The organism is Cyclobacterium salsum, assembly GCF_010119245.1.
GTDB lineage: Bacteria > Bacteroidota > Bacteroidia > Cytophagales > Cyclobacteriaceae > Cyclobacterium > Cyclobacterium salsum.
This window is the reverse complement of sequence record NZ_WNKG01000002.1, coordinates 434,445-447,176: the sequence shown is the minus strand read 5'-3', so window position 1 is coordinate 447,176 and position 12,732 is coordinate 434,445. Positions and strand designations below refer to the sequence as shown.

The following is a 12,732-nucleotide window of genomic DNA, read 5'->3' as shown; positions in this document are numbered from 1 at the left end:
CTAATTATTGGTTCCTCCAGATCATGTCGAATATACAGGCTCCGGTTCCGGTAATTTTCTAATTAATCGGGCAGGCACTCCTCCCACCAGCGTATAGGGAGCTACGTCTTTCGTTACGACGGCCCCTGCTGCCACGGTAGCCCCTTTGCCAATCCGAACTCCCTTTAGCACCATGCACCGTGTGGCGAGCCAGGCATCATCCTCTATAAAAATAGCACCGGATTTTCCTTTTTCATCCCGGTTCTCTACCCCATGGAAATCCCCATCCATAATGATAACCTGATTGGCTACCTGACAGTTTTTTCCAATGGATATGTGCTGGCTTGCCGATAAGATACAGGCCGTATTGATAAAGGTGTCTTCCCCAATTTCCAACAAGGCTCCTCGATCGGCATACAATTGTGTGGCACCCATATGGGACCAAAGTTTACACCGATCACCAATTCGTATTACACCATCACCTTCTACTCTGAGACGTCCTCGTACGGTCACCAATCTGCCTACCTGCTCGCATTTCCTCAGTCTGATTTTTCCATTCAATAAACGGATGATACCTTGGCGTACTTCCTTGAAAAAAGCCAGATAAAGGCGGCACTTTTCACCTGTAGTCCGCGCCTGCCGTCCAAAAAGCGCATGGCTTTTCCCGTGTAACCTATCCGCTAATTTTTGCTGAATCATGTATCTTTTAAATAATTAATGAATATATAGGGTGAAAATTTAAATTCAAAAAAAAAGGATAAATTAAAATTTTTAGTACTTTTATTTTAAAAATAAGGTAAAAACAATAAAATATTTTACGTAAACTTATTATTGTCATTGATATATAAATAAATGAAATTCATGGTAAAAAAACCTTTTAGGTGCCTAAACCTGGGCCTGATTTACTTTTTAGGATTTTTTACGCTGGGGGGATCCGTACTGGCTCAACAGGATGGAGATGTGTCGGGAGAATTGGATTTGAATATTCCCATTGAAAATCAATTGCCTGCGCTGGATAGCCTTATCGACCTGGCTATTGGACAGCATCCCACCGTCCGGCTGAACGAAGCCCTTGTCGGTTCTGCAGAATCGAGGCTCAAGCTGGCAAAAAAATCCTGGGCAAATTTATTGAGGGGCTATGTGGATTACGGCTATGGCAATCAGGCCATCGTCACCACAGGGACGCAAGGCGCTGATCTTTCCAATATTGCCAACGGGTACCGGACCGGTCTCAATTTAAGCATTCCATTGGCTGAAATAATTAACCGGGGTGACCGAATCAAGTTGCAACAAAATGAATTGCAAGCTACCTTTCACAAAACCCGGGAAATGGAGCTGGTCATAGCCGAACAGGTCATTGAACAATATAATGACTTGCTACTGGCTCAGCGGTTAATGAACATTCGCTCTCAAATGCAGGAAAAAGCAAGAACGAACGTTTTGCAAATGGAAATGGAATTTAACCTGGGTAACCTGGATGCCACCAGTTACATGCGTAATGCTGAGATTCATACCATCGCCCAATCGGAGTACGAAAATGCCAAAAGCAGTTTTTTTGTGGCGGTTCAAAAACTGGAATTATTAATCGGGGTTCCGCTGGGCCAACTAATTCGCAAAAATGAGTATTAAACACCTGATTCGTCTTCTCTGGAAAAACAAATTCCGGATCCTGATTCCACCAATTTTGGTAGGTCTGGCTGTGTTTTTCCTTACTCAAAACATGCCGCGCGAATACGAAAGCAAAACCATCGTTTTCACCAACCCCAATACCAACCGCGGTGCTACCGACGGTGGAGTGGTGCGCATGGATTTTTATACCTCCAATAACTTATTTGACAATCTCACCTTGCTGGTCAAATCGAGGGAAACCATAGAGGATGCCGTACTCCGCCTGCTCGCCATGCACCTGTCGCTTGCTGAGGTTGTTCCCAGCATTATTCAGGAAGATTCCTATCGGAACCTGCAGCAACATATTCGCCCCGAGCTGTGGGAAGAATTAGCGGTACCAGGCAACCTGGAACAAACCCTCCTGCGGCTAAGGGAACACTACCAAAACATCCCTGGCTCACCGATCGAATACATCCTTCGGGAACACGAGCACTATTCTATTAGAAAAGTACTGGAAAGGTTGTATGTAGGAAGAAAATCCTCCTCTGATATGATGGAAATTTCCTATCGGACAAATGACCCTGGTATTTGTTACCACACATTAAGACTTGTTTCAGAAGCTTTTATGGAACGGTATTCGGGGATGAAAGAAATGGAAAACACCAACTCTATTGCCTACTTTCAAAATCAGCTTACCAAAGCTCAGGACAAATTGCGGGAGGCCGAAGGTAATTTGAAAGCCTTCATGACTCAGAACCGGATACTAAACTACTACGAGCAAGGGAAATACCTGGATATCGCCAAACTAGAACACGAACAAGACGAGGAAAGGTCGAAACGCCTGCTCTCCGGCACCCGCTCCAATTTGGACGAAATACAGGAAATGTTCCAGAATTTTGACAAAAGGCAGGTAATTATTCAAACCATTTCCTCCCTGCAAGATGAAATTGTTGTCAGAGATATGGAAATCCAGGGCTTACGATCTCAGAACGGCTCGGATGCTAAAATAGAAAGGTTAACGGCTGAAATAACAAATCTAAAATCCCAGATCGAGGAAGCCTCCACAGAACTATTCCGAAATAGCAACTCCCTTCAGGGAATCCAACGAGAGACCTTGTTAGAAGAGTGGTTAGGGCTAAAAATACTATTTGAACAGCAGAAACAATCGCTGGATGTAATGCAAAATAGAAAGGCATACCTGTCCGGGAAAATTGAAGAATTTGCGCCACTAGGTGCAGAACTAAAGAAATTGGAACGGGAGGTTAGCGTCAATGAAGAACAATACCTCTCCATCCTTCACGGACTAAACATGGCTTATTTGCAGAAATACGACCTGGAAATGTCCTCCTCACAAAAATTGATCGATGAACCCTATTATCCAAAAACACCCCTTCCTTCCAAGCGTATGTTGTTTATCCTGGGAGGCAGCCTGGCCACTGGTTTCTTCGGGTTTTCACTGGTGGTTTTATCTTTCTTCCTGGACCGAACCATCAAATCCGCTCCACTGGCAGAGAAGGTGACCGGATTAAAGGTTTCCGGGGCATGGATCGATGAAAAGGTTCTGAGCAAGGCCGTAAAAAAGGAAACCTTATACAACCGGTTACGAAAGCAATTTTACAATAACATTGGAAAATACCTTCCCCAACAAGGGAAAAAGGTCATCCTGTTTTATAGTTTAAAGCAAGGAGAGGGTAAAACCTTTTTAATCCAAAAATTGGTGGAAGAACTAACAGACCAAAACCGAAAACCGGTCTATTGGGGTAGCCCCGAAGATGCCGCTCAAATTTCCTGCGAAAGCCTCTCCTACCACCACGAAACGGCTATCTACGACCGGAAAGATACCTATTGGGAGGAACGAATCGCCCAAACGGAAAAAGAATTTATCCTTTGGGAACTTCCCAATATTGAAGAGCTGCCCTTAAATTATTCCCTTATTAATCAGGCAAATGTATTGGTGATGGTGTTAGATGCCGAACGTAACTGGAATTCATCCGATAGTCGCTTTCACGAAAGTCTGAAAGAAATGATAGAAATCCCGCATGTGATCTGGCTAAATAAGTTGAAAGACGATGAACTAGAGGATGTCAATGGGGAGATTCCACGAGAAAGGTCCTTCCTACGCTCAAAAATTAAAAAAATCTTGTCCTGACCTATGGATCTATCCCGTATTCAACTAACCTTTCCGCTGACAGTACTGGTCTTATCCCTGCTGGTCAGCCTGTGGGTGGTTCAGACCGGGATTTTCGGAATAGGAACCTTATTTGCTATTCCCTTGGGAGTGGGGCTTGGCATCTTCATGATGGGCCACCCTGCCCATTGCTTGTACACCGCCCTGGTTTTTGCTTTCGTGTCCATCGGGGCGAGTAGGTATGTACCGAGTCTGCCATTGGGATTAACCGTAGACTTCGCGCTCGCAGCCGTTCTAGTGAGTGCTGTTTTTCATACCCGTGTCAAGACCGACTTCTCCTACCTAAAAAATCCACTGATGGCGGTAACCCTCATTTGGATGGGATACAATGTGGCAGAAATTTTCAACCCCGAGGCCAGAAGCATTACCGCCTGGGTGTATGCCGTCCGGGGAACGGCACTTTACATGTTGTTGACCGTGCCCCTCACCCTACTCTATGCCAATACCCAAAAAGACCTTGACCGGTTGCTTAAAATCATCTTTCTGTTTTCCATACTGGCTTCATTCTGGGGGCTAAGGCAATATTACATTGGATTAGACTTTGCTGAAAACCGATGGTTGGACCAGGGATCCAGATCCACCCACGTCTTATTTGGCAACCTGAGGGTATTCAGCTTTTTTTCGGATGCGGGCCAATTTGGAGCTGGAATCGCCCATTCCGGGATGATTGCACTGGTACTGGCATTGGGGCCTTTCCGGACAAGGTACCGGATCTTTTTCGGATGTTGCGCCTTGCTGTTTTTTTACATGATGATAATGAGCGGAACAAGAGGAGCGTTGATGGTGCCGGTAGCGGGAACCCTGGCCTACCTCTTTGCATCAAAAAATTTTAAGCTCATGGCCATGGGATTAGCGGCACTGGCCATGGTATTTATCTTTCTAAAGTTTACCAGCATAGGGAACGAAAATTATCAAATACGCAGATTGCGCTCTGCATTGGACCCCAACGACGCTTCGCTAAATGTTAGGCTGTCCAACAAAGCGAAGTTTTCCGAATACCTGAAAAACAGGCCTTTTGGGGGAGGTGTCGGTACCTCTGGTTTTTGGGGACAACGCTTTAGTCCTGGTACTTTCCTGGCAGAGACACCCAACGACAGCTGGTTTATTAAAATCTGGGCGGAATTGGGGATTGTTGGGCTTTACCTGCATGTCTCCATACTGGCTTTTATCGGGATCATGGCCCTCTTTCGGATTTGGAAAGTAAAGAGCCCCCAATTAAGACAGAAATTATTTGCCCTGCTCGCAGGGTATGCCGGAATTGCCGCCGCCTCCATAGGGAATCCACTTTTGGGGCAAATGCCCACGGGAATCATACTGTACATGTCCTGGGCTTACTTCTATCTTTCTCCACAACTGGAAAACAACTTAACAAAATCGGATCAAAATGGATAAACCGCTGATCTCTGTCATTACCATTAATTATAATGGTTTGACACATACCCTTGATTTTCTGGCCTCGTTTCAGAAGGTTACCTATCCCCGGCTAGAAATCATTGTTGTTGACAATGCCTCAAAGGAAGACCCGACAGCGATTCTCGATCGGTACCCAAACACCATCCTAGTCCGAAACCCGGTAAACGAAGGGTTTGCGGGGGGCAACAACCGGGGAATGGAGGCGGCAAATGGCGATTATTTTTTCCTTGTCAATAACGATACCGAGGTCGCCGAAAACATTCTGGATGTACTGCTTGAGCGCACCCTTTCAGACCCAACTATCGGACTGGTTTGTCCAAAAATCCTGTACTACGACGAACCCGACACCATTCAATTTGCCGGATTTTCAGCCATCAATCCGATTACGGGCAGAGGCAAAGGAAAAGGGTATCAGGAAAAAGATCGGGGACAATATCAAAAAGCGGAAATCACCCAGTTGGCTCATGGAGCCGCCATGTTTATTCCCAAATCGGTGGTGCGGAAGATCGGTATGATGGCCGAATTGTACTTTCTGTATTACGAAGAAATGGATTATTGCGAGCGAATCAAGGATGGGGGCTATACCCTCTGGTACGAGCCACAGACATACATTTTACACAAAGAGTCCATGAGTGTGGGAAAAAACTCCTTGTTGAAAACCTACTACATGAGCCGAAATCGTTGGCTTTTTTTACGCAGAAATGTAACCTGGCCTTTATTCTTTTTTACTGGTCTTTATTACCTGGCCATCGCCTTGCCCAAAAATCTTTTTATGTATCTGGTACAGTCGGAATGGGCCCATGCTAAAACGTATGTCAAGGGCTTTGCAGAGGGCTTATTGATGCAAAATATTAATGAAAACCTAAATTTAATTCAGCATGAGGATAGGCATTGAGGCACAACGAATTTTTCGTAAAAAAAGACACGGCATGGATATGGTGGCCGTTGCACTGATTCGCAATTTGCAGGAAATAGATACCGAAAACCAGTATTTCATCTTTGTAAATGAAACGGAAGATTCATCTCCAATTCAGCCAACTGATAATTTCACCATTATCCCCCTCCCCGCTTCTCCCTACCCCATTTGGGAACAATATCATTTGGCCCGGGCAGTAAAAAAATACGAACTTGATCTACTGCATTGCACCAGTAATACGGCTCCCGTATTTTGCCAAACGAAACTCGTCATAACCCTTCATGATATCATCTACCTGGAAAAAATAAACCTGAAAGAGGGTAGCTGGTACCAACGAATGGGGAACATTTACCGTCGGTGGAATGTGCCGGCTGTGGTGAAAAAAGCGGCCGGGATTTTTACGGTATCGGCGTACGAACAGGGTAGAATTATCCAGCATTTCGGATTGGATTCCTCGGCGGTAGCTGTTGTCTATAACGGTGTTGCCAGCCACTTTAAGCCCCAAAGTCTTTCCAAGCAGCAGGAGGTTCGGGAAACATATGAGCTACCGAAAACCTTCATGCTTTTTTTAGGAAATACCGATCCAAAAAAGAACCTAAAAGGAGTATTGAAAAGTCTGGCACTTTTGAATTCGTCAGCCGAGTCTTTTCCCGACTTGGTCATGCCTGATATTGGAGAGGAAGTGCTTCGATCCATGCTTTCCGATATCGGAGCTCCTCAGCTACTTTCTAAAATCCACCTGACCGGTTACATTCCCAATGAAGACCTCCCAGCCATTTATAGCCAAGCCGTGCTGTTCCTTTATCCCTCTCTTCGTGAAAGTTTTGGGTTACCGATCCTGGAAGCCATGGCCTGCGGCTGTCCGGTAATCACTTCCAATACCTCTTCCATGCCCGAAGTCGCAGGAAATGCCGCCCTGCTGGTTGACCCTTTTGATCCGGAGAGTATCCAACAGGGCATTGAACAACTTCTGAAAAATGAAGACATCCGGCAGAAATTAATAGAAAAAGGAAATGAAAGACCTCCCCTGTTTGATTATAAAAAGGGTGCCGCCACCACATTGGCCAACTACCAGGAAATACTCCAGCGGACATGAGCGATAAAAAATATTGGCTAAAAAGCGGCTTTTTTACCATGATGCACCGAGGGGTGGATTTTTTGCTGGGGTTTGTTGGATTCATGTTTCTGGTTCGTATTTTCTCCCCAGCGGATTTTGGCGTTTGGGTACTGCTCATCACCATTACTTCCATTTTGGACATGGCCAGGAACGGCTTTATCCAAAACGGAATGATCAAATTCATTGTAGGGAAGAACCCGGCTGTAAAACGAAAAATCCAATCGGCCGCACTTTTGCTCAATACCTTGCTTAGTTTCCTGATTCTCGCACTACTTGTCCTGGCCGCTCATCCAATCGCTGATCTATTCAATGCTCCGAAACTAGCGACGATATTAACGATTTATGCCTGGGTGCTCCCCGTGCTGGTACTCCATACCCATAACCTGGTTTTGATGCAGGCCAGTTACGATTTCAAGGCCTATTTCCTGGCAGGAATCAGTAAAAGTTTACCCTTCTTTCTGGTAATTTTGATCGGGTACCTGAGTGACTATAAACTATCCCTGGTTCATCTTGCCTGGTACCATAATGCCGCTTTTTTGATAGCCACCCTGATGTCCGCCTATCAGGTCCGGCACTATTTCGGTTTTCAATGGCGGGTAAAAAAATACTGGCTGGCAAAAATATTTCACTTTGGGAAATTCGTATTCGGAACCAATCTGGTGTCCATGCTTACGAATGGACTGGATAAATTTCTACTCGGAGCCCTGCTCTCGCCGGTGCAGGTAGCCATGGCCAATACGGCCGGAAGGGTATTGAACATGGTGGAGATTCCCGTTAATTCCATTGCCTCCATTAGCTACCCAAAGGCAGCAGAAGCCCACGACACTGGGAAAACAAAGGAGCTTGGCCACCTTTATGAAAAGACCACCGGAATGATGCTTAGCCTGACATTCCCCTTTTGGTTATTTTGTCTGGTATTTGCGCATTACATCATTTTATTTATCGCAGGAGAAAACTACCTGGATGCGGTTCCTTTTTTACGAATCATGGCTTTTCTGGCACTGATCAAGCCTTTTGACAGGCAGTCTGGTGTCTTTTTAGATGCCATAGGCAAGCCCTTTATCAATATGCTAATGGTTTTTGGTACCTTGATTTATGGCGCGGGATTGAGTTGGTTTTTCATTCACTGGGTAGGCTTACTGGGAGCTGCTTACGGGTTGGTTCTGGCGGTTTTTTGTACCGCTTTAATCAAACACCTGGTCCTCAATAGATACATTAAAATGCGATTTACCCATTGCTGGGTACAGGCGGCACGGGCCTACCCAACATTAGTGACCTCCCTCATGGAAAAATTCCAAAAACCATAAATTGATCGTTATCGCAATTCCTTCCACCATGCCTGCAGATGGCTGAATTCATGCTGCCGTTTTTCCCAAAGCGGCTCCATTTCGGTGATTTCCTGATGACTGGTAGCCATAAAATCTTTGCTGGCTTTCCGTATTTTCAGCATGCCGGACAGTTGGCCCCAAACGAAAAGAGGTATTTTTGGGATGGCTTTAATAACTTCCATAGGTGTATGGTTCCATGCCAATAGGGTCAGAAAACCCAACGCAAACAAAATCAAACAACCCGCCAAAAGAAAAAAGTAACTTACCTTCATCCACAATGATGCAACAAGGAGCAGCAAACTTACTCCTACCAATATGACCATGGGGGGCATGGAGACCATTACCGCAAAGTAGATACGATTCCAATCCCCGGAACCCAACCCTTTCAAAAGAAGCCGGAATGAAGTTGGAATCTGGCCAAAATAACTGTTTAGCCACCGGCTCCTTTGCCTACCGACTTGAGTAGCAGCCGTAATCTTTTCATCAAAAACGATTGCTGCCGCTGCATACCCTATTCGGATGCCACTTCCCACTAGCTGCACCTGCAGGGATTTGTCCTCCGCCACGACCAACCCCTTTTCCTTTAACACCTGCATTTCAAGGGAAATGTTTTGCTGGTAGATTTCTCTCTCCAATGACATCCCTGAACCGGCAATCGTGGAGGAGGAGCCCAAACGGTAGGGAACATTCCGAACCGCAAAATCATAGTAATACTCGCCCAATGCATCCAGGGCAGCGTAGGTACCCGAGGTGTTTTTTGCGATCCGCTTCCCTTGTACTGCCTGAAACCCCGCAGCATGATAGCGATTGAGCACTCCCAGAAAATGGGTAGGCACCAGATTATCCGGATCGAATATGACCACATGGCTGTGCGTCTTTTTCATTTTTTCCAAAACAAGGGCGATGGAAGCCACTTTACTATTTAAAAAAGGCTTCGGCTGAAATAGGGTAAGTTTTTCATCCTGAACCTGGTTTTCTAACGTTTCCTCGATCCCGTCCGCCACCAGGTATACCTGATAATGGGGATAATCCTGTTTCAGTAAAGCCCTTACCAATGGCCAGGCAATATCTTTTTCTTTGTAAACGGTGATAATACAGGCAAAATTAGCTGAAAAAGGCTTCTCCCGAAGATTTTCCCTTGGCCTGAGGACCGCCAGCAAACCGCTAAAAAGGGGGAACAGAAGATAAAAACAACAAAGCCAGACAATAATTTCAAACAAGATCAAAGCATCAAAAATTAATGGTTATTTTTATTTTAAATTTACAATTTACTCCTTAGAATGCGACAGGTGCAAGGCTAAAATAACGGTTTTTTTATGAGCAATTTTTCGATTAATGAATTCAAGCAACTTCCCATTGTAATGACCAGCATGTCCCGATGGGATGGAGACTTTTCCTCGGCTTCCTGGTCTCTGGCCAAAACCTTTGCCCAAAATCAGGTAGTCATTTATGTGGATTACCCATTTACACTTATTGATTTTATCCGGGAAAGAAAAAAAACACATCTCAAAGCGAGAATACCTGCCTTGCTTTATGGAAAAAATTGCCTGACTCCGCTTACCGAATACCATACCAATCTTTTTGCGTTGACCCCTCCCCTGATGCTTCCCATTAATTGGCTGCCTCCGGGAAAATTATACCGCCTGCTTGCGGGGTGGAATAATCGGCGATTGAGCAAAAGCATTCAAAAGGGGCTCCTAAAATTAACTATTACAGATTTTATTTTTTTTAATTCCTTTAACCCACTTTACCTGAGCAGCTTGCCGAAAAGGTTCACTCCCAAAGCCTTTGTTTACCAATCCCGCGATAACATAAGAGCCCTGGAGCCTTACCTCCGGAAGCATGGTTCCTACCTTGAAATTGAGGCCGTAAAAAATGCCCGGCTAAGCCTGGCTACTTCCAGATTGCTCCAAAAGGATCTGGAACAACTATCTGGAGAAAATGTGGCCTATTTTCCAAATGCCGCAGATTTCAATTTATTCAAATCAGCCTTTGAAAACAAAATCCCTTTACCGGATGAATTAAAAAACCTTCCCAGACCTATCATTGGATACACCGGCAATATTTGCCATCGGATTGACTACGAGCTCTTGAAGGGCATTTGCGAGAACAATCCCGAAAAAAGCATGGTATTGGTAGGACCGAGAAACCATTGGGGACATACAAACGTGGATTTGGACAAGTTACCCAATCTGCATTTCACCGGACCAAAAAAAATAGAACAACTTCCTTCGTACCTGGCACATTTCGATGTGCTGATCCTACCCTTTCTTTGCAACGAGGTTACCAGAAGCATTTACCCACTGAAGATCAATGAGTACCTGGCCTCCGGCAAGCCTATCGTGGCCACACCATTCTCGGAAGATATTCAATCCTTTTCTCCCCTCATCCGTCTTGAAAAAGATGCCCTATCCTTTAGCCGGACCATCACCGAGGAATTGGAATCGGATACTCCCCAAAAAGGCCTGCAAAGGTATCAGGAAGCCTCTAAAAATACCTGGGAGGGGCGGGTTTCCCTGTTTTGGGAATTACTAAATCAAACGTTTTCGCTTTGAAAGAGAGCAGGAATGGTCCGAAGCAATATTTTCAAGTCAAACCAGAGAGAGAAATTTTTGACGTAATCATTGTCCAGGCTTAGTCGCTCTTCCTCCGACATCTCCCCTCTTCCTCTTTTCTCTACTTGCCAGAGTCCGGTGATGCCAGCTGGACCCAGAAATCGTAGGGCATATTTGTCAGTAGTTATTTTCTCCGCTTCGTATAATGGAAGGGGGCGATTTCCAACCAGAGACATGTCCCCCTTCAGGACATTCCAAAGTTGGGGCAACTCGTCTATACTGGTATTCCGAATAAACTTTCCAATCCGGGTGACTCTGGGATCATCTTTTATCTTAATAAAGGCGGCATCTTGATTACCAGATTTTTTAGCTAACAAGAGTTTTTCACACACCATCTTATTATCGTCATACAGTGGCTGAAGACAGCCACCTCCGGCTTGCTCGCAGAATTCGCAAAGCTCTTTTACGGCAGTCGATCCCGCCGCCTTTACCTCTTGCGAGCTATTATCTTCCGGCTTTTGGTACTGATTCAGGTGCTTTAATTGTTGGAGCTTGGCATCTGCATCGGGATCCATTGAGCGGAATTTGTAAAACTTAAAAATGGTGTACCCAGTGCCAACCCGGTATGAATAATAGAAAACCGGTCCCCGGGATTCCAGTTTTATTAAAATGGCAATTACTAGAAACAAAGGGGACAACGCTATTAATATCAAACCGGAAAGCAGGATATCAAATAGCCGTTTTATTTTTGGGATTTTATACTGTTTTAGGGGAGTAATTTTCGATTCCTTTATTTTCTGAATCGGATGGCTGATCTGAAATTGCAATCGGGTCAACAACTTTCTTTTGTCAATGGGCTTGAAAATAAAATCAGAAATACCCTGCCTTACGGCTTGAAGAATGTCTTCACGGCTTGCCTGGTCTACCACTAAAAAAAATGGAATATGGCCAAAACCCAGCTTTTCCATGGTATGCTTCAGCGGGAGTCCGTGAACCCCCTTCATGGAGGATTCGCTGATAACCATTGCAAATTCAGACTTAGCCTGAGACAGCTGGTTGTAAAAAATGATACCATTGGAGTAAGTAGCAATCTCAAATACCTCTGTAAGAGCCTGGTTAACTACCTCCACTAGCTGTTGATTTTCAGATATCAACGCAATCTTTGGTATCGTATCACCCATTAATGGATTCCAATGCTGGTTTACCAGTCCTTCTCAAAATAGAATTTATCCGAGCTTCCAATTCTTTTGGGTTGAAGGGCTTCACCATGAAATCATCCGCTCCCAGGTTTAAAATATCGATCTTCTTTTCCGAAGATTCTGTGGCAGAAAGAACGATTAAAGGAATGGCCTCAAAAAAACCACTAGACCGGATCAACTCCACAAACTCTGTCCCGCTTATTTCCGGCATGTTCAAATCACAGATAATAATATCCGGCAAATTTCCTTCATGCATGGTGGCAATAGCATCAGCAGGCTTATTAAAAACACTGACTTCAAATTTTTCATTAAAGTAATGTTTGATGATCAGCAATACCGAAGGCTCATCATCGATTGCAAAAATTTTATAAGTGCTTTTCATGGCAACAGGTATTATAGGTGATGAATTTTTACTTAATAAAGGTAGTA

General features: G+C 44.7%; 11 protein-coding genes. 7 read left to right on the top strand and 4 right to left on the bottom strand.

The annotated features are described in order from the left end of the window. Positions 1-21: 21 nt before the first annotated feature. Positions 22-678, bottom strand: coding sequence for an acyltransferase (locus GJS45_RS04515; protein ID WP_162340266.1), 657 nt, complete (start codon positions 676-678; stop codon positions 22-24). Positions 679-840: 162 nt separating this feature from the next. On the opposite strand from GJS45_RS04515, the gene GJS45_RS04510 reads away from it, so the two are divergent. Genes GJS45_RS04510 through GJS45_RS04485 form a run of 6 tightly spaced genes read left to right on the top strand, consistent with a single transcriptional unit; the run spans position 841 to position 8,528 of the window. Beyond that, on the top strand, positions 841-1,608 hold the full coding sequence (locus tag GJS45_RS04510) for a TolC family protein (RefSeq protein ID WP_162340265.1): 768 nt from the start codon (positions 841-843) through the stop codon (positions 1,606-1,608). After that, on the top strand, positions 1,598-3,736 hold the full coding sequence (locus GJS45_RS04505; protein WP_162340264.1) for a GumC family protein: 2,139 nt from the start codon (positions 1,598-1,600) through the stop codon (positions 3,734-3,736). The genes GJS45_RS04510 and GJS45_RS04505 overlap by 11 nt, the downstream gene beginning before the upstream one ends. A 3-nt stretch (positions 3,737-3,739) precedes the next feature. Beyond that, entirely contained in the window at positions 3,740-5,167 is a 1,428-nt protein-coding gene (locus GJS45_RS04500; protein WP_162340263.1) for an O-antigen ligase family protein, read from the top strand. Next, positions 5,160-6,083 (top strand): glycosyltransferase family 2 protein, encoded by a 924-nt coding sequence (locus GJS45_RS04495; RefSeq protein ID WP_162340262.1) that lies wholly within the window; start codon positions 5,160-5,162, stop codon positions 6,081-6,083. Before GJS45_RS04500 ends, GJS45_RS04495 begins: the two co-directional genes overlap by 8 nt. Beyond that, on the top strand, positions 6,067-7,200 hold the full coding sequence (locus GJS45_RS04490) for a glycosyltransferase family 4 protein (protein WP_162340261.1): 1,134 nt from the start codon (positions 6,067-6,069) through the stop codon (positions 7,198-7,200). Before GJS45_RS04495 ends, GJS45_RS04490 begins: the two co-directional genes overlap by 17 nt. Further along, a complete protein-coding gene (locus GJS45_RS04485) occupies positions 7,197-8,528 on the top strand; it encodes an oligosaccharide flippase family protein (protein WP_162340260.1) in 1,332 nt (443 codons plus the stop codon). The genes GJS45_RS04490 and GJS45_RS04485 overlap by 4 nt, the downstream gene beginning before the upstream one ends. An 8-nt stretch (positions 8,529-8,536) precedes the next feature. On the opposite strand, the gene GJS45_RS04480 is transcribed toward GJS45_RS04485, so the two are convergent. After that, positions 8,537-9,775 carry a glycosyltransferase gene (locus GJS45_RS04480; RefSeq protein ID WP_162340259.1) on the bottom strand — a complete coding sequence of 413 codons (1,239 nt, stop codon included), beginning with the start codon at positions 9,773-9,775 and terminating at the stop codon, positions 8,537-8,539. Between the two features lie 90 nt (positions 9,776-9,865). On the opposite strand from GJS45_RS04480, the gene GJS45_RS04475 reads away from it, so the two are divergent. Next, a complete protein-coding gene (locus GJS45_RS04475; protein ID WP_235954590.1) occupies positions 9,866-11,104 on the top strand; it encodes a glycosyltransferase in 1,239 nt (412 codons plus the stop codon). On the opposite strand, the gene GJS45_RS23775 is transcribed toward GJS45_RS04475, so the two are convergent. Both GJS45_RS23775 and GJS45_RS04465 read right to left on the bottom strand, forming a co-directional pair. Beyond that, entirely contained in the window at positions 11,086-12,285 is a 1,200-nt protein-coding gene (locus GJS45_RS23775; protein WP_162340258.1) for a sugar transferase, read from the bottom strand. The two genes, GJS45_RS04475 and GJS45_RS23775, sit on opposite strands and share 19 nt — an antisense overlap. Continuing rightward, positions 12,278-12,685: a response regulator transcription factor gene (locus tag GJS45_RS04465; RefSeq protein WP_162340257.1), complete on the bottom strand. Its 408-nt coding sequence runs from the start codon at positions 12,683-12,685 to the stop codon at positions 12,278-12,280. The genes GJS45_RS23775 and GJS45_RS04465 overlap by 8 nt, the downstream gene beginning before the upstream one ends. Positions 12,686-12,732: the final 47 nt, after the last annotated feature.